General features: G+C 65.2%; 13 protein-coding genes and 1 riboswitch. Of the genes, 4 read left to right on the top strand and 9 right to left on the bottom strand.

What is annotated here, in order from left to right:
* Positions 1-14: 14 nt before the first annotated feature.
* From NHH88_25810 to NHH88_25800, 3 genes are all read right to left on the bottom strand, one after another.
* Positions 15-2,051, bottom strand: coding sequence for a prolyl oligopeptidase family serine peptidase (locus NHH88_25810; GenBank protein USX13047.1), 2,037 nt, complete (start codon positions 2,049-2,051; stop codon positions 15-17).
* Positions 2,052-2,173: 122 nt separating this feature from the next.
* On the bottom strand, positions 2,174-4,141 hold the full coding sequence (locus tag NHH88_25805; protein ID USX13046.1) for a prolyl oligopeptidase family serine peptidase: 1,968 nt from the start codon (positions 4,139-4,141) through the stop codon (positions 2,174-2,176).
* Positions 4,142-4,413: 272 nt separating this feature from the next.
* Entirely contained in the window at positions 4,414-6,402 is a 1,989-nt protein-coding gene (locus NHH88_25800; protein USX13045.1) for an oligopeptide transporter, OPT family, read from the bottom strand.
* A gap of 131 nt (positions 6,403-6,533) precedes the next feature.
* Here NHH88_25800 and ylqF point away from each other — a divergent pair, with 131 nt between their 5' ends.
* Positions 6,534-7,484, top strand: coding sequence for a ribosome biogenesis GTPase YlqF (gene ylqF / locus NHH88_25795; GenBank protein USX13044.1), 951 nt, complete (start codon positions 6,534-6,536; stop codon positions 7,482-7,484).
* A 68-nt stretch (positions 7,485-7,552) separates the two neighbouring features.
* On the opposite strand, the gene NHH88_25790 is transcribed toward ylqF, so the two are convergent.
* Positions 7,553-8,365, bottom strand: a complete 813-nt coding sequence (locus NHH88_25790) for a dioxygenase (GenBank protein ID USX13043.1) — start codon at positions 8,363-8,365, stop codon at positions 7,553-7,555.
* A 143-nt stretch (positions 8,366-8,508) separates the two neighbouring features.
* A riboswitch (cobalamin riboswitch) is annotated at positions 8,509-8,702 on the top strand.
* An 82-nt stretch (positions 8,703-8,784) separates the two neighbouring features.
* Between NHH88_25790 and NHH88_25785 the strand changes: the two genes are divergently transcribed.
* From NHH88_25785 to NHH88_25775, 3 genes are all read left to right on the top strand, one after another.
* Entirely contained in the window at positions 8,785-10,788 is a 2,004-nt protein-coding gene (locus NHH88_25785; protein USX13042.1) for a TonB-dependent receptor, read from the top strand.
* Positions 10,789-10,918: 130 nt separating this feature from the next.
* Positions 10,919-11,251 carry a hypothetical protein gene (locus tag NHH88_25780; GenBank protein ID USX13041.1) on the top strand — a complete coding sequence of 111 codons (333 nt, stop codon included), beginning with the start codon at positions 10,919-10,921 and terminating at the stop codon, positions 11,249-11,251.
* A gap of 46 nt (positions 11,252-11,297) precedes the next feature.
* Entirely contained in the window at positions 11,298-12,044 is a 747-nt protein-coding gene (locus tag NHH88_25775; protein ID USX13040.1) for an SDR family oxidoreductase, read from the top strand.
* Between the two features lie 6 nt (positions 12,045-12,050).
* Here the strand turns inward: NHH88_25775 and NHH88_25770 are convergent, their stop codons facing one another.
* Genes NHH88_25770 through NHH88_25750 form a run of 5 tightly spaced genes read right to left on the bottom strand, consistent with a single transcriptional unit; the run spans position 12,051 to position 17,282 of the window.
* On the bottom strand, positions 12,051-12,911 hold the full coding sequence (locus NHH88_25770) for an efflux RND transporter periplasmic adaptor subunit (protein ID USX13039.1): 861 nt from the start codon (positions 12,909-12,911) through the stop codon (positions 12,051-12,053).
* 24 nt (positions 12,912-12,935) lie between these two features.
* Complete coding sequence (locus tag NHH88_25765) at positions 12,936-13,136, bottom strand: DUF1656 domain-containing protein (GenBank protein ID USX13038.1); 201 nt, start codon at positions 13,134-13,136, stop codon at positions 12,936-12,938.
* Positions 13,126-15,273, bottom strand: a complete 2,148-nt coding sequence (locus tag NHH88_25760) for an FUSC family protein (protein USX13037.1) — start codon at positions 15,271-15,273, stop codon at positions 13,126-13,128. The genes NHH88_25765 and NHH88_25760 overlap by 11 nt, the downstream gene beginning before the upstream one ends.
* Positions 15,274-15,286: 13 nt before the next feature.
* Complete coding sequence (locus NHH88_25755; GenBank protein USX13036.1) at positions 15,287-15,784, bottom strand: MarR family transcriptional regulator; 498 nt, start codon at positions 15,782-15,784, stop codon at positions 15,287-15,289.
* A gap of 55 nt (positions 15,785-15,839) precedes the next feature.
* Positions 15,840-17,282 carry an efflux transporter outer membrane subunit gene (locus NHH88_25750; protein USX13035.1) on the bottom strand — a complete coding sequence of 481 codons (1,443 nt, stop codon included), beginning with the start codon at positions 17,280-17,282 and terminating at the stop codon, positions 15,840-15,842.
* Positions 17,283-17,292 lie beyond the last annotated feature (10 nt).

Genomic DNA, 17,292 nt, shown 5'->3' with positions numbered 1-17,292 from the left:
CCGTGCGTTCGCGCTTACTGGGCTTGCTTGAGGTTTTTGTCGAGGAAGGCTTCGACCTGCCGCCAGAAGGCGATATTGGTTTTTTCGTTGCGCCAGCCGTGGCCCTCGTCGTCGTAGATAAGGGAAGTGACGTTGGGGTTGTGCGCCTTGATGGCGTCGCGGAAGCGGCTGGCGTGGACGATTGGCACGCGCAGGTCGCCGGCGCCGTGGGCCATCAGCAGCGGTTGCTTGAGTTCGGCCGCGCGCAGCAGCGGCGAATTTTTGCGGAACATGTCGGCGTCGGCCGCGCTGTCGGGATCGCCGATCAGGGTGCGCATGCTGTAGCCCAGGTCCTCCTGCGACGCATCCGACTCGCTCGACGTGAACATCAGCTTGATATCGGTCACGCCCGCCCATTCCACGCCGGCGCGAAAGATCTGCGGGTCCTTGATCAGTCCCATCAAGGTGGCGTAACCACCGTAGCTGGCGCCCATGATGCCGATGCGTTTGGGATCAGCCCAGCCCTGCTTGACGGCCCATTGCGCGGCGTCGGCCAGATCGTCCTGCATCGCGCCGCCCCATTGCTTCCAGCCGGCCTCGAAGTGCGCATGGCCGAAGCCTGTGCTGCCGCGAAACTCCGGCTGGATCACCACATAGCCGCGCGAGGCCAGGAAGGCGGCCTCCTGGTCCCACTCCCACGTGGCGCCGCGCACGTGCGGGCCGCCGTGCACCAGCACCACCGCCGGCCGCGGCCCGGCCGCCTTGACGGCCGGCATGGTCACATAGGCGGGAATGGAACTGCCGTCGCGCGCCGTGTAATGGTGGAAGTTGCGCGGCCCCATCTGCGCCGGTTTGAGGTCGGGGTGGATGCCGCCCAGGCCGATCACGGCGCCGGTGGCGCGGGTGTAGAGCACGTATTGCGGCGGCTGGCGGTCGGAGGCCGAACGGATCAGCAGCACGGGCGACGCGAGGCAGTCCGCGCCGCACAGCACGGTGTTGATGGTGCCGGGCAGGGCGGCGTCGATCCTGGCCTGGTCGGCTTTCATGCGCGCGTTGAACCAGACCGTGGTGTCGGCGTCGGTTTCCAGGTGGATGCCGATCAATCGTTTGGTCGGGTAGTCGATCTCGGCGGTGCCGCGGAAATCGAAGCCCTCGGCCTCCACGGTCGGCTCCTTGTCCATCGCCATGGTCTTCAGGTCGTAGCGGAACAGCGCGGCATAGCCTTTATGGGACGCTTGCACGTAGAGCGTGTCGGCGCCGTCGAAAAACAGCGGCGTGAAGCGCCGGTTCTCGTAACAAACGCCGTTGTCGATCTGGGTCCAGCTTGTCGCGTCCGGCTTGCGGTAGGAGGCGATGCAACGGCCCTTGACCTCGGACAGCACCACGCGCGGCACCGCGTTGGCGTCGGTGATCCATTGATCGCTGGCCTCGGGCTGGGTGCCCTCGAACGTGCTGCTCAGTTTGAGCGTGCGGGTGTTGAGCCGGTACAGGCGCGACGAGGCGGGGCCGATGTCGGTATGGTTCCAGCGATATTTTTTCACCAGGATGTCGTCGGAGCCGTCGTTGGCGGCGCCGTGGAAGGCGTAGTCGGCGGTCAGCACGCGGCTGGTCAGCATCGAACCGGTCGGCGGCGCGTCGTTGTTGTGCGACCAGTTGCCGTTGATCAGATGCCGGTGGTTGCCGCCGTCGCGGTCGATAGCGAACTCGTCCAGATTGGTCTCGAAGTTCAGGCGCATGTTCTTCAGCGTGAAGCCGATGCGGTTTTCGGTGATCCAGTGGGTGGCGTGAAACACCGCCGTCTCCGGATCGACCCGGCTGACGACTTTGAACTGTTTGAGGTCGGCGGTGTCGCGGATCACCAGCGCCTGCGTGCCGTCGGGCAGCATGGTGACCATCGCCACGTAGCCGCCCTTGGGCGAGAGTGCGGCGTGGCTGACCTGGCTGGTCTGGAAGAAGCTGGCGACGGCCGGCATGTCGTTGGCGGCGGCAGGGGCATTGTCGGCAGCGGCGGCGTGCTGCAGCGTGGCTGCGCACAGTGCGGCGGCCAATAGATGGGGAGAGGAGCGTCGCATGTGATGACCAAGGTGGTTGAGGGTTTGATGATCCTATGCCGTGCGGAACTATTTGTCTGTGCGCTGGCGCAAGATCACCTTGCCGCAACCGTCCTCTTTGCGGTCCCGGCCGGGACGGTTTGCTACTGGGCCTGCTTGACGTTTTTGTCGAGGAAGGTTTCCACCCGTCCCCAGAAATCGACCCGGGTCTTTTCGGTGCGCCAGCCATGACCCTCGTTATCGTAGATCAGCTGGGTCACCTTGTCGTTGTGGCTGCGGACCGCGCCGGCGAAGCGGTGGGCGTGATCGACGGGCACGCGGCGGTCGTCGCCGCCGTGCGCCATCAGCAACGGTTGTTTGAGTTCGGCCGCCCGCAGCAACGGCGAGTTCTTCTGGAACAGCTCGGCCTCGGTGTCCGGATCGCCGATCAGCGTGCGCATGCTGTAGCCGAGGTTCTCCTGCGAGGCGTCCGAGTCGAACGAGGTGAACATCAATTTGAGGTCGGTCACGCCCGCCCATTCGACCCCTGCGCGGAAGATCTGAGGGTCCTTGATCAGCCCCATCAACGTCGCATAGCCGCCGTAGGAGGAGCCCATGATGCCGATGCGCTTGGGATCGGCCCAGCCCTGCTTGACCGCCCAGCGGGCGGCGTCGGCCAGGTCGTCCTGCATGGCGCCGCCCCATTGCTTCCAGCCGGCCTCGAAGTGGGACGCGCCGAAGCCGGCGCCGCCACGGAATTCCGGCTGGATGACAACGTAGCCGCGCGACGACAGGAACGCCGCCTCGTTGTCCCATTCCCATGAACTGCCGCGCACCCCGGGGCCGCCGTGCACCAGCACCACGGCCGCTTGCGGACCGGCCGCCTTAACCGCCGGCATCGTTACATAGGCCGGGATGGCGCGCCCGTCGCGGGCCGTGTAGCGCTGGAAGGTGCGAGCGCCGGACTGGGCCGCCTTGAGCGCCGGATGGATGCTGCCCAGCCCGACCAGTTGCCCGGTGGCGCGGGTGTAGAGCGCGTACTGCCTCGGCTGGCGATCCGACGTCGAGCTCACCAGCAGCACCGGCGACGCCAGGCACTGGCGGGCGCACTCGACGGTATTGATGAAGCCGGGCAGGGCGGCGTCGATCTTGGCCTGGTCGGCCTTGAGCGTCGGATTGAGCCAGACGGTGCCGCCGGCGTCGGTGGTGAAATGGATGCCGACCAGGCGTTTGGACGCGTAGTCGATCACGGGCGAGCCGGAAAAATCGAAGCCCGGGGTTTCCATGATCGGCTCGGCGGCCAGCTTCCTGGTTTTCAGGTCGTAGCGGAACAGTGCCGCCAAGTCCTTGTGGACCGCCTGCACGAACAGCGTGTCGGCGCCGTCGAAGAACAAGGGCGTGAAGCGTTTCGATTTGAAGCACGTGCCGCTGTCGATTTGCTCCCAGCTGGTATCGGCCGGCTGGCGGTAGGAGGTGATGCAGCGGCCCTTGACCTCGGACATGACGATGCGGGGGACGGCGTTGCCGTCGGTCAGCCAGCTCTTGCTGGATTCGGGCTGCGGCCCCTCGAAGGCCGAGCTGAGCGAGGCGCTGCGCGTATTGAGCCGGTACAGGCGCGACGACGCCGGCGCGAGGTCGGCACTGTTCCAGGTGTATTTCTCGACCATGATGTCGTCGGAGCCGTCATAAGTGACGCTGTGGAAGGCGTAGTCGGCCGTGAGCATGCGCGGCGCGATCAAGGTGCCGATCGCCTTCTCGGGCTTGAATCCCCAGTTGCCGTTGATCAGATGCTTCCTGGCGCCGCCGTCGCGGTCGACCGCGAACTCGTCGAGATTGGTGCGCGCGCCCATGTGCAGGTTCTTGACGGTGTAGCCGACCCGCTTGTCGTTGACCCAGTGGACGTCGTAGAACGCCGCCATCGTCGGGTCGAGCTGGCTGACGACCTTGGCTTCCTCGGGGGCGGCCGTGTCGCGGATGACCAGCGCCGGCGTGCCGTCGGCCAGGATGGTGGTGATCGCCACATACGCGCCGTTGGGCGACAGGCTCACATGGCTGATCTGCGGTGTCTGGAAGAAGGCGGCGACGGCGGGCAAGTCGTCGGCCGCGCCGGCGCCATGCGACAGTGCGGCCAAGCACAGGGAAGCGGTAAGGCGGAGGAGACGGTTGCGGCGCATGCGGAGGGCCCGGTTGGCGTTAAGAATTTGCTAATTATAGTTCCAACTTGAAAATTCGTCTATCCGGGGCGCAAGATCCCGCTAAGACTTTTCCGAGCTCTCAAAAACAACTCCGGGGTCAGGTCCTCCATTGCTACACGTCCTGTGCCGTAGGGCGGGCGATGTGCCCCTTACGGCTCAGCTTGTGTAGCAATGGAGGACCTGACCCCGGAGTTGCGGGTTGCTACTTTCTATTTGGCGTTGACCGCGTGGCCGTTCTTCGACGACCAGCGGTACAGGCCCACGACCACGAACGCGGCGACGACCAGCGAGATGATCATCGAGTGCGATTCGCTCAGCGAGGTATGGATCGCCAGCGGCTCGCCTTCGCCCGACAGCACGATCAGGCCGGCCAGCGCGACGTTGAACAAGCTCTCGCCGACGATGAAGCCGGACATGATCAGCACCGCGAGGCGCTTGGCCGTTTCGCCGCCGGCCGATTTGCCGCACGCGCGCTCGAAGAAGTAGCCGGCCACCGCGCCGATGACCACCGGCGTGATCACCGCGCTAGGCAGGTAGATCGCCAGGCCCACGCCCAGCGGCGGCAGGCTGTATTTGTCGTTGCTGGATTTTTTCAGCACGAAGTTGATCGCCACCAGCACCAAACCGACCATCACGCCGTAGCCGAGCAGGTTCCATTGCAGGTTGCCACCGATGACGCCCTTGGCCAGCGTCGAGATCAGCAACGCCTGCGGCGCGGCCAGCGGCTGGTCCGAGATTGAATCGATATTCGGCGCGCCGACGAAACCGTTGGCGTGATTGAGCAGCTCCAGCACCGGCGGCACCACGCACGAACCGGCGAACACGCCGATCAGCAGCGCGACCTGCTGCTTCCACGGCGTGGCGTCGACCAACTGGCCGGTTTTCAAATCCTGCAGGTTGTCGTTGCCGATCACGGCCACCGCCAGCACCACGGTGGTGACGAACAGCGCGAAGGCGATCAGCGCCTGCGCCACTTCCGGTCCCATGATGCTGCGGCCGACCATGCCCACGCTCAGCGCGGCGCCCAGGATCGTCAAAATGGCGATGCCCGACACCGGCGAGTTGGAGGAGCCGATCAGGCCCGCCATGTAGCCGCAGACGGCTGCGGCGAGAATACCCGCGACCAGGATGTAGCCGATGCCGACGGCCACCAGCGGGAATGCGATCGATGACAGCGGTCCGCCCTGCAGGAAGCTGGTGAGCAGCCAGCCGGCAGGCACCATCGCCACCAGCGTGACCAGGCCGACGATGAAGATCGGCATATCCATCTCGGTGCGTTCCAGTACGGCGCCATCGAGCTTGGCGCGGCGTGCCGTGTCCATGGCCGATTTCAGGCCGCCGAAGATCGGCTTGGCCAGGCCGGCCAAGGTGATGATCGCGGCGATGCCGATCACGCCCGCGCCCATCATGCGCACTTCGGTTTTCCAGATGCCCAGCGCGTGGTCGGCGGCTACAACGCCGGCGGCGGCAGGGCTCAGGGACGTCATCAGCGGCACCATGATGCCCCAGGCGATGACCAGGCCGGCCAGCATCGCCAGGCCGACCGTGATGCCCATCAGGTGACCGGCGCCGATCAGCGCCAGCGAACCGGAGGCGCCGATGCCGGTGGCGCCCGCGCCCGTGCGGAAGTAGAACGACAATTCACCGGCCATCACCTTGACCGCGGCGCCAGCGGCGAACAGCGCCGAGCTGACCGCGCCCAGCACCACGGCGCGCAGACCGGCTTTGCCCTCGGCAGCGCCGGCGCGCGAGGCCGTGCCGACCTTGAGCACCTCGGCGGCGGCGACGCCCTCCGGATACGGCAGGTTCGATTGCGACACCAGCGCGCGGCGCAGCGGCACCGTGTACATCACGCCCAACACGCCGCCGATGGCGCAGGCGCCGAAGGTCGGCCAGAACGGCACGTGCGCCCACCAGCCGATCATCAGCAGGCCCGGCAGCACGAAAATCACCGACGCCAAGGTGCCGGCGGCCGAGGCGATCGTTTGGACAATGTTGTTTTCCTGGATGGTTGCGTTCTTGAAGGCGCTCAACAGCGCCATCGAGATGACGGCCGCCGGGATCGACGTGGCGAAGGTCAGGCCCACTTTCAGGCCGAGGTAGACCTGTGCCGCCGTGAATACCAGCGTAATCAGGATGCCCAGGATAATGCCGCGGAGGGTGATCTCCCTCGGGTTGGACGGTGCAGCTATGCTCATCTTCAGCACTCCGGTGAAAATAATATTGTTTATATGGTCAGAAAAAAGGAAAAGCGACCCATGATATCCGAATCCCGGCCGGGCCAGCAGGTAAAATAGCGGATTGTCAGAACGATTTTGAAGGTCAGAGCATGTCGATACAATGGTACCCGGGGCACATGAACGCCGCCAAGAAGAAGGCGGCGGAGCAGATGGAGAACACCGATCTGGTGATCGAGGTGGTCGACGCGCGCCTGCCGGAGGCCAGCACCAATCCGATGGTGGAGGAGCTGCGCAAGTTCCGCCAGCGTCCGTGCCTGAAGATCCTCAACAAGATCGACCTGGCCGATCCCGCCGCCACGGCGGCGTGGGTACAGTACTACAACGCGCAAGAGGGCGTGACGGCCTTCGCGATGACGACCAAGAAGCCGGCCGACGTCACGCGCGTGCCGGAACTGGCCAAGCAACTGGCGCCGCACCGGGGCGTGCCAACCAAGCCGCTGCGCATCATGATTATGGGGATTCCCAACGTCGGCAAGTCGACCCTGATGAACGCGCTGCTCAAGCGCAAAGTGGCAAAGGTCGGCGACGAGCCGGCGGTGACCAAGCAGCAGCAGAAGCTTTATCTGGACAAGAACACCATCCTGGTCGACACGCCCGGCATGCTGTGGCCGAAGATCGCGCTGCCTAGCGACGGCTTGATGCTGGCCGCCAGCCACGCCATCGGCTCGAACGCCTTGATCGAGGAGGAGGTGGCGGTGTTCCTGGCCGATGAGCTGCTGAAGTACTACCCGCAGCTGCTGGTGGCGCGCTACGGCTTCAAGGACATCGAAAAGTTCGACGGCATCGCGGTGGTGGAGGGCGTGGCCGCCAAGCGCGGCTTCCGCCAGAAGGGCGGCGACCTCGATTTCGAGAAGGCGTCGCACACCTTCCTGGGCGACTACCGCAGCGGCACATTGGGCCGCATCTCGCTGGAGACGCCGGCGTCGCGCAAGGAGCGCCTCGACACTTACGCAGTGGAGGCCGCAGCCAAAGCGGCGGAGAAAGCCGCCATCGCCGAAGCCAAGGCCGCCGAATACGCCAAAGGCAAGCGCGGAACCTAAGACCAGCGCCCGCGAGGGGGCCACGGAGACACGTAGGGCGGATTAGGCGGAACGCCGTAATCGGCCATCTACGAGCCGCCGAAGCGGAAGCTACTCACCGCCAGCGCCCCCATAAACGCATCTTCGTGATACGGCACCGACGCCGGCTCACTCTCGGCCGCCCCCAACGCCACCATCAACGGCAGCAAATGCTCCTCGCGCGGATGCGCCATGCGCGCGGCCGGCGCCTTTTCCCAATCGATCAGCGCCGCCGTGCGCTCCGCCGGCGGCAACGCCATCGCCGCCCGCAGCCAGCCGTCGAATTGATGCGACGCCGCCGCGCCCTGCGCGTTGAACGCCCGCAGATTGTGGTAACTCAGGCCGCTGCCGATGATCAGCACCCCCTCCTTGCGCAGCGGCGCCAGTAGACGGCCAACCTCCAGATGCGTCTTCGGATCGAGTCCCTGCTTGAGCGACAACTGCACGATCGGCACATCCGCGTTCGGATACACCGGGTACATGGCGCTGAAGGTGCCGTGGTCGAATCCGCGCTGCCCATCCAACTGCGTGGGATGTCCGCCGGCGTCAAGCAATTGCTTGATGTGCGCCGCCAGCTCGGGCGCGCCCGGGGCGCTGTATTTCACCTCGTAGGTGTGCGGAGGGAAGCCGCCGTAGTCGTACAACATCGGCGGCTTGGCCGACGACGACAGCATGAAGTCACGGCCTTCCCAGTGCGAGGTGACGACCAGCACCGCTTTCGGCGTGACGCCCAATTGGCGCGGAATGTCGCGCAGCGAGGCATCCAGTTTTGCGTACAGGTGGCCCATCGTGTCCATCATGAACGGCCAAGGGCCGCCGCCGTGGGACAGGAAGTAGGTTGGGAGGGCTTGGGTGGTGCTCATGGCATTGCTCCGGGTATGGTGTTGATATCTATACTATTGGGACGTGGGCCTGGCAATCAATGCATGAAATGTAGATAGGTCATATCGAATTGCTGAATGACGTGGGAGCCGGTCCCTATCGAGGAGGGGCGCCGTTGACAGGCGTATAATGCCCGGGTTCTGGTGCCCGCGCATGTGTTCACATGCGGGTTAAACGGGAAACACAGGGCCGCTTCCGCACTCCGCGAACCGGCCAAGGTGTGCTGCCCCCGCAACGGTAACGCCTGCGCCTTGTCGAGATATGCTCCGACGACCGCGCCGGCCAGCCCGGACATCGGCCAGACAGGGGGAAGCGCGCGCCGTCGACCGGCGCGTGGCTTCCGTACACTTCCGACTTGCGGGGACGCAGGCGCGGATGTCTCTTTTGAAAACGATTTACCATGAATTCCTTCGCGTTTGTTCCGCCTTCGGCGCCACGTTTGCTGGCCGCCGCCGTCTCCCTTTGCTTCACCGCCGCCGCCATTGCCCCGGCCATCGCCATCGCGCAGGAAGCCATCGGCGCGCAAGTCGCCCAGGTGCTGGCGCCGGTCGTCATCACCGGTTCCCGCTTCGACGCCGATCCGGCCTTGGCGCCGATCGGCGCCACGGTGATCTCGGCCGAGGATATCCGCCGCGCCGGTGTCAGCGACGTCAATTCGGCGATCCGCAAGATCGGCGGCGTCTACGGCCGTCAAAGCCTGAACGGCAGCCCGGACTTCGATCTCGATCTGCGCGGCTTCGGCACCAACAGCAGCCAGAACGTGGTGATCGTCCTCGATGGCGTGCGTTTGTCGGAGAATGAACTGAGCACCGCCATCCTGTCGACCATTCCGGTCGATACGGTGGACCGTATCGAAATCACGCGCGGCGGCGCCAGCGTGTTGTACGGCGATGGCGCCACCGGTGGCGTGATCAACATCGTCACCAAGAATCCGGGTAAAAACACCCGCCGTGGCAGCGTTTTTGTCGAGAGCGGACGGTTCAACGCCGGCGAAGCGCGCGTGTCTGCGGCGCAGGCGTGGGACGGTTTCGCGGCTGATGCCACCCTGGGCCATCAGCGCACCGACAACTACCGCAACAACAACGAATTCAAGCAAACGCAGTTCAGCGGCGGCGCACAGTGGTTCAACGACGCCGGCCGCGTGGGCTTCCGCTACGAAGGCGCGCGCCAGGACATGCGCCTGCCAGGTGCGCTGACCGAGGCGCAATTCAACGCCAATCCGCGCCAGGCGACCACGCCCGACGACTACGGTTCGCTCGACAGCGACCGCTTCACCGTTTTCAGCCAGTACCGTATCGCCGGCTACGACCTGGCGGCCGATCTGTCGTATCGCAAGAAGACCGTTGAATCGGCTTATTTGTCAGGCAGGCCTTTCATCAGCAGCTACGACAGCAAGCAGACCCAATTTTCGCCGCGCGTGCGCCGCCTGGCCCAGATCGGCGGCATGCTGAATGAAGTGGTGGCTGGTGTCGACCTAACCAAATGGGAGCGCGACACACGCGGCTCGTCGATGGCCGACGCGGATCAAAAATCGAAGGCCATCTACCTGCGCGACGAGCTGCGTTTCGACCCCGCCCACGAGGGCCGAATCTCCGCTGGCGTGCGGCGTGAATTGTTCGACAAGAGCTACAGCACGCCGATCGACTTCGGCGGCGGTGCTTACGACGTCACGCAAGGCGTCAACGCATGGGAGCTGCAAGCGAGTTATATGCCATTGCGCGGCCTGACCGTGTTTGGCAAGGCGGGGCAGAGCTACCGCCTGGCCAATTCCGACGAAAACGCCTTCACGCCGAGGTTCAACGAGGTACTGCTGCCGCAAAAATCGCGCGATGTGGAGCTGGGCGCCAGCTATGCCGACACGTCGCGCAAGGTGACGGCGCGCGTGTTCCGCCATAACCTGAGCAACGAGATATTCTTCGATCCGACGACGTTCGCCAACGTCAACCTCGACCCGACCAAACGCCGGGGCTTCGAGCTGGATGCGGAACAGCGCATCGCCACCGACTGGACCGTTAACGGGCACTACCAGTACGTCGACGCCAAGTTCCGCGAGGGCGTCAACAGCGGCAAGCAAATGGTGCTGGTACCGAAGAATACGCTGAGCGCGCGCCTGAGCTGGACGCCGGCGGATGGTCAATCCGCCGATATCGGCACGCAGTGGGTCGCCAGCCAGCGTTACGGCTCTGACTTCGATAACAGCTGCGCCGGAAAAATTCCCGGCTTTGCCACCGTCGACGCCCGCTATGCCCGCAAGTTAGGCCAATGGGAGTTTGCGCTGGCCGGCCTGAACCTGACCGATAAGCACTACTACTCGCAGGCGTATTCCTGCGTGAACGGCATCCACGGCGGCATTTATGCCGCCGACGGCCGCCAATTGAAACTCTCGGCGCGCTACGAGTTTTAAGCGGGTTTTAATCGCCGATCAGGCGCGAACGGCCACCTCGCGCCTGAAAAGTGGTAATCTCCGCTCGTGGCGTGGTTTGACGTGTCACCCGCCGCGCAAAGATGCGCTTTAATTTGGAACGGGTAAGAAAATGAAAGAAATTAGCGACGAACGGAAGGCCGCCGAAGGCAAGGTGATGCATCTCTACAAGGAATCGTCACCGGCCATCGAGACGCTGTTCGAGTGGGCGTATATCAACCATGTCGCATGGAGCCTGGTGGTGGTGTTGGCGGGCCTCGTCTTCTGGCTGGTGGTCGCCTTGGCCAATGCGGAAAATCAGCGCTATGCGTTGATGACCAAAAAGTGCGAAGACCCGATGTTCAAGGGCGAGATCGACAAAAAATGCCTGCGGACCGTCGATTCGCGCGATCACTGGTGGCAGCACGTGACCTACGCGCTGAAAAACACCAGTCCGGAGAAGTAACCCAGACCACAAGCCCGCGACAGCGGGCTTTTTTACAAGGCGAGCGATGAAACAGGTGATGGTGGTGACCGGCAGCAGCCGGGGCATAGGCGCGGCGACGGCCTTGATGGCGAGCCGGCGTGGCTACGCCGTCTGCATCAACTACGTCAGCAACGGCGAGGCGGCCAAACAGCTGCGCGCGCAGATCGCAGGCGAGGGCGGCGAGGCGATCGTGGTGCAGGGCGATATGAGCGTCGAAGCCCACGTGCTGCGCCTGTTCGCGGCGGTCGACGCCCAACTGGGGCCGATCACCGCGCTGGTCAACAACGTCGGCGTGCTGGAACAGCAGTGCAAGCTGACGGAGATGCCGGCCGAGCGGATGCAGCGCGTTTTCACCACCAACATCATGAGCGCCTTCTTGTGCGCGCGCGAGGCGGTCAAGCGCATGTCGACGCGCAGTGGCGGGCAGGGTGGCGGCATCGTCAACATCTCCTCGGGCGCGGCACGGCATGGCGGCGCCAATACTTACATCGACTACGCGTCCTCAAAGGGCGCCATTGATGTGATGACACTGGGCCTGTCGAAGGAAGTGGCGGAGGAGGGCATCCGTGTCAATTGCGTGCGGCCCGGCGTCACCGACACCGAGATCCACGCCAGCGGCGGCATGCCCGATCGCGTGGCGCGGACGGCTTCGAGCTTGCCGTTGGGGCGCGCGGCCCGGTCGGAGGAAGTCGCAGAGTCCGTTTTGTGGCTGTTGTCGCCGCAGTCGTCCTACGTCAGCGGCGCGATCCTGGACGTCGCCGGTTCGCGCTAGTCTTCCTTAGCCGTGAATCACCACCGTGCAGGTGGTGCCGGCCACCAGCGCCAGGTCCTTGGGCTTTTGGTCGATATGGATGCGTACCGGCACCCGCTGCGCCAGACGCACCCAGTTGAAGGTCGGGTTGACGTCGGCCAGCAGCTCACGTCCCACGCTGGCGTCGCGATCCGTGATGCCGTGGGCGATGCTCTCGATATGGCCGCTCAGCTGCGCCGCGCCGCTCATCAGGCGCACTTGCACCGGGTCGTTCACCTTCAATAGCGGCAGTTTGGTTTCCTCGAAATAGCCGACCACGTAGAACGACTCGCTGCCGATGACGGCCAGCCTGGCCGCGCCGACGGCGGCGAAATCGCCCGCGTGCACATTCAGGTTGGTGACATAGCCGGCCACCGGCGCCCGCACCACGGTGCGCTCCAGATTGAGCTGCGCCAGGTTGCGCGCGGCCAGCGCCGCCTGGTATTGCGCCGACGCGGTGCCGACCGCGAATTGGGCCGTCTCCATGCTCTCGGCGGAGATGATGGAGCTGTCCAGCGCCGCGCGGCGGCTGGCCTCCTTGCTGCGCCGGCCCTTTTCGACCTGCTGCGACGCCAGCATGGCGTTGGCCTGCGCCAGCGCGTTCTGGTAGCGCGCCTTGTCGACGACGAACAGCACGTCGCCTTGTTTGACCATCTGGTTATCGCGCACCATTACGTCGGTTACGGTGCCGGCGACATCGGCGCTGATGGTGACCACGTCGGCCTTGATGCGGCCGTCCCGGGTCCATGCCGATTCCATGTACTGGTCCCAGGCGGTGCGGCCGACCCACAGGGCCGCCGCCAATAACAGCATGGTCAGGAAAAAGCGGAAGATTTTAGATGCGCTCACATTAGCTCTCGAAGATGGTTTGGATTATTTGTATAGGGTCAGCAGCAGGGCGCCGAAGATGCAGACGAACAGGCATAGGCGCACCAGCGCCGGATGCCAGCTTTGGCGGTACGCGCCGACGTGGCTCAAAACACTGTCCAGCGCGACCTGCAGCAGCAGGCTGACGAGGAACAGCGGCAGTACGCCGGGCAGCAGTACGCCGAAAAAGTCGATCTCACGCGGCATGATGGGGTTCTCCTGTTGATAGCTGGTCCAGCAAGGACGTGTAAATGGAATGCAGGTCGGTTAGCGCGGTGCGCAGCGGCAGGCGGCGTTCGGGCGCCGCGTCGGCCAGCACCGCGCGCACGGCCGTACCGGCGTGCAGCAGCGATTCCAGCGCGGTCGCGCCGTGCGCCGGTGTGGGCGCGCGCATGTAGTCGGCCAGGTGCAGCACCACTTGCTGCAGGCCGTGGCGCGCGGGACCGGGTTGCGAAGCGGCGATCAACTGCCGTAGTTCGATGACGGCGTGGCCCAGCTCCAGCAAGGTCAGGCCCTGGCGCACCACCGAGCGCGCCGCTTCGCCCGGCGCCGGCCCAGAAGCGGCGTTCAACTGGCTCAGAAGATCGCGCACACGATTGTCGAAACGGCGCTTGAGCCGGTGCAACGGCGCCGTGCAGGCGTTCAGCGCTTCGCGCCACAGCGCGGCGGCGACATGGCGCTTGTGGCCCATCGTGTGCTCGGGCAGCACCACCTTGAACATCACATAGGCGACCACCACGCCCATCGTCAGCGACAGCTCGCTGCTGATGAAGGCTTCGACGTCGTAGCGCATCTGGTTGGCCGGTACCAGCAGGGTGGCGGAGAACATGCCGATACCGATCCCCACGCCGGCCCATTTGGGACCGGTGCTCAAATAGGAGCCCAGCGCCAGCAGCGGCAGGGCCACCAGCACCATCGGGCCGAAGTCGTCGGCCCGCGTCATCAGCAGGAACTCGGTGAGGAAGGCCAGGGGCGCGGCGATCAGGAAGCCGGTCAGCACCTGCTGCACCAGCGCCGTCGGTCGCGGCGACGACGACGCCAGCGCGCAGAAGATGGTCGCCATCAGGATGGCGTTGGCGGCGTAGGGCCAGGCCAGCCAGTACCATGCGGCAGCCGCGATCAGCAGGGTGGCCCCGGCCCGCAAGCCGCTGGCGACGACGATGGCGGGCGGCGTCTTCGGCGTGTAGGCGCCGGGATCGCTGACCTGTTGGCGTTTTTCCCGCGTCAGGCCGTGATACAGCGCCGCGAACTCCTCCAGATCGCGCACGAAGCGATCCAGCAGTTCGACCGCCGTGTCGAAGTCGATCTGCCGCGGGCGCCCGTCCAGCGGCTCGCCCGCCAGCCGCGCGTGTGCCGTCGCGATGTCTTCCGCCAGTTCCACGCGCATGCGTGCCAGTTGGCCGGCGGTCAGGTCGGGCTTCATCGCCCGCGCCAGATGCGCGTGCATCGGCTCCACCAGCTCCAGCACCGGGCCGGTGGCGTTGATGCGCAAGCGGTGGGTCAGGCGGTGCAGCGTATAGAAAGTGGTCAGCACCGTCATGAAAGCCGCGTTGAAGGCGTGCAGCTGGCGCGTATGGGAGCGGGCGTGGTCGGCTTCGAAGAAGGCGGCGGCGCGGCCCGATTCCAGCGCGGCGATATCGGCGGCGAACCTCAAGTGGTTCAACTCCGCTTCCGCCGGCGACAGGCGCCGCTCCAGTACCTGCTGGCAGAAGGTGATGAAGCCGGCGTAGCGCGTCTGCACGGTGCGCATGACGGCGTGCGAATGGCGGCGCGGGAAAATCACGTCATGCACCACGGCGGCGCAGATGATGCCCAGTCCGACCTCGGTCACGCGGGTGACGGCCAGCGTGAACACGTGGGCCGGCGCGTCGATGGCGGGAACGACGATCATGCAGGCGGTATAGCCGGCCAGCACGAAGCTATACGATTGCTGGTTGCGGTGCATGGCGGCGCCGCCGGTGCACAGCGCTACCCACAGCGCCACGCCGACGAACAGCACCGGCGGCGATTGAGGGAACAGCGCCACCAGCAGCAGCGAGGCCGCGCAGCCGACCAAGGTGCCGAGAAAACGGTAGAAGGCCTTTTCCAGCACCATGCCGCTGCTGGGAAGCGCGAGGATGACGGTGGTGGCAAGCGCGGTGGAGGGAGAGTCTAGGCCGAGGCGAAAGGCCAGCCACAGGGCGGAGAAGGCGGCCAGCATGGCCTTGGCGACGAAGACCCAGCGCTGGCCTTCGGTGTTGAACCAGTCGGCGGTTTCAGAGCGCAACCACGCCGCTCCCTTGTTCACCGCTCCCCGCGCCGCTTGGTTTTCCTTTGTGGGGGAGGCGGCGGAGGGAGGGTTCATGGTGTGGGTTCGTCTATGTAAGTGCTTCGAGGTTGTTCAACTGCCGTTTCAGCAGGGCTTCCAGTTGTTTGACTTCTTCCGCGTTGTAGCCGTCGTAGGCGTGGGTGGTCGCGGCCCATACCTCCGGCAGCACCTTGGCGATCAGCGCGCGTCCGGTGTCGGTCAGCGAGATCATCACGCAGCGGCGGTCGCCCGGGCGGTTGCCGCGCGTGATCAGTCCCTGCGCTTCCAGGTCGTTGCACACGCGCGTCAGGTTGGCGGGCTTCTCCATGCAAGCCTCGCCCAGGGTGGAGGCGGTGGAGGTCTCGTCGTCCGAACCATACAACACCGCCAGCACCATGTAGCTGGCGTCCACCAGGTCATATTTGCGCAGCGCGGCGTTGCTCAAATCTTTCATCCGTTTTTGGATGTGGTAGGTCATGCGCATCAGGCGCATCAGATCCTCGGGGAAGTCCGGCATGCGGGCATGGATGTTTTTCAGGCGTTTTTTAGTCGCTTCAAAACTGCTCATTGCCTTGCTCCTCTTATAATTTTTGAAGGATTGATTGTACTTGGAAGCTCCCCGCTTAATCCACTTTTATACCCCCGCCAAGCGCCGACATCAACAAAGCGTAGTTATCCAGTTGTTTGCTCGCCACTTGTGCCATTTGCTGCTGCTCGTTTAACAAAGTCAGCTGCGCGTTGATGACGTTGAGCGAGTCGGTTATGCCGGCGTCGTAGGCCCGTTCGGCCAGCTGCTGCTGGCGGCGCGCCGACGCCAGCGCGCGCTGCGCCAGCAGGTCCTGCTGCTTGACGGAAGCGATGCGCACCAGCGCGTTGGCCACATCGGCCATCGCCTGCACCACGGTGGCGTTGTACTGTTCGACCGCACCGTCGTAGAGCGCGGTCTGGTTGCCCAGCTGCGCGCGCAGCCGGCCGCCGTCGAAGATCGGCAGGCTGATGGCCGGCGTGATGCCGCGCATCTGCGAGTGGCTGTCGAGGAAGCGCGAGAAGCCCAGCGACTGCACGCCGACGAAGGCCGCCAGATTGATGTTCGGGTAGAAGTCGGCCTTGGCGTCGGCGATGCGCGCGCCGGCCGCTTCCACGCGCCAGCGCTGCGCGACGATGTCGGGACGCCGGCCCACCAGTTCCGCCGGCAGCGTGTCGGGCACCGCTTCGCCGTGTCCCGCTTCAAGGGCCAGCTTCGGCCGGGCGATGGTTTCACCGTCGCCCGGTCCTTTGCCGATCAGTGCCGCCAGCTGGTTGCGCAACAGGGCGATCGATTCGTCGATCTGCTCATGGTCGCGCCGTCCCGCCGGCAGTGTCGTTTCAATGTTCGTGACGTCGATGTCGCTCACCAGTCCCGCCGCGTGGCGCTTGCGCGTGATCTCGAGGATGCGCTGGCGCTGCGCCAGGTTGTCGGCCACGCTGTCGCGCAACGCGTAGTCGAGCGACAGTTGGATGTAACTGCGCACGATGGCCGTCTCCAGCGTCAGGCGCGCCATCTGCGCTTCGGCCGACGCCAGGCGCACCTCGTCGAGCGCTGCGGCCAGCGCGTCGCGGTTGCGGCCCCACAGATCCAGGTCGTAGGAGCCGGACAGGGTGGCGGTGTTCTTCCACGCGTAGTTGCCGGCCAGTGGAGCGGGTACGGTGCTGTGCGCGGAATACAGTTCGCGGTCGATGCTGGCCGAGGCGTCGATACGCGGCAAAGTGCCGGCTTTGGCGACGCCGGCCAGCGACTCGGCCTGGCGCACGCGCGCTTGTGTGGCGCGCAGGCCCGGATTGTCGACCAGCGCAGCGCTCACAAGCTTGTTCAACTGTTCGTCATGCAGCGCTTCCCACCAATGCTGCGCGGGCCACGTCACGTCGGCGCTTGCGGCGGCAATGGCTTTGCCGGGATTCAGTTGCGCGGGCTGGAGCGCGGTCGCTTGCGGCTCGATGTGGCCCATGTCCGCGCATCCGGCCAACACCGCCATCGCGCACGCCAGCATGGCGGCTGCGAGGGGGCGTGGCGCTGGATGCGTGGTCATGGTGATCTCG

It is taken from the genome of Oxalobacteraceae bacterium OTU3CAMAD1, assembly GCA_024123915.1.
Lineage (GTDB): Bacteria > Pseudomonadota > Gammaproteobacteria > Burkholderiales > Burkholderiaceae_D > Rugamonas.
The sequence above is the reverse complement of the archived record's forward strand: the minus strand, read 5'-3'. Positions and strand labels throughout refer to the sequence as shown.

What these genes read in the sequence shown, in the direction of transcription:
- NHH88_25810 (USX13047.1), bottom strand. Translation starts at nt 2,051, where the DNA reads ATGCGACGCTCCTCTCCCCATCTATTGGCCGCCGCACTGTGCGCAGCC.
- NHH88_25800 (USX13045.1), bottom strand. Translation starts at nt 6,402, where the DNA reads ATGAGCATAGCTGCACCGTCCAACCCGAGGGAGATCACCCTCCGCGGC.
- ylqF (USX13044.1), top strand. Translation starts at nt 6,534, where the DNA reads ATGTCGATACAATGGTACCCGGGGCACATGAACGCCGCCAAGAAGAAG.
- NHH88_25790 (USX13043.1), bottom strand. Translation starts at nt 8,365, where the DNA reads ATGAGCACCACCCAAGCCCTCCCAACCTACTTCCTGTCCCACGGCGGC.
- NHH88_25785 (USX13042.1), top strand. Translation starts at nt 8,785, where the DNA reads ATGAATTCCTTCGCGTTTGTTCCGCCTTCGGCGCCACGTTTGCTGGCC.
- NHH88_25780 (USX13041.1), top strand. Translation starts at nt 10,919, where the DNA reads ATGAAAGAAATTAGCGACGAACGGAAGGCCGCCGAAGGCAAGGTGATG.
- NHH88_25775 (USX13040.1), top strand. Translation starts at nt 11,298, where the DNA reads ATGAAACAGGTGATGGTGGTGACCGGCAGCAGCCGGGGCATAGGCGCG.
- NHH88_25765 (USX13038.1), bottom strand. Translation starts at nt 13,136, where the DNA reads ATGCCGCGTGAGATCGACTTTTTCGGCGTACTGCTGCCCGGCGTACTG.
- NHH88_25760 (USX13037.1), bottom strand. Translation starts at nt 15,273, where the DNA reads ATGAACCCTCCCTCCGCCGCCTCCCCCACAAAGGAAAACCAAGCGGCG.
- NHH88_25755 (USX13036.1), bottom strand. Translation starts at nt 15,784, where the DNA reads ATGAGCAGTTTTGAAGCGACTAAAAAACGCCTGAAAAACATCCATGCC.
- NHH88_25750 (USX13035.1), bottom strand. Translation starts at nt 17,282, where the DNA reads ATGACCACGCATCCAGCGCCACGCCCCCTCGCAGCCGCCATGCTGGCG.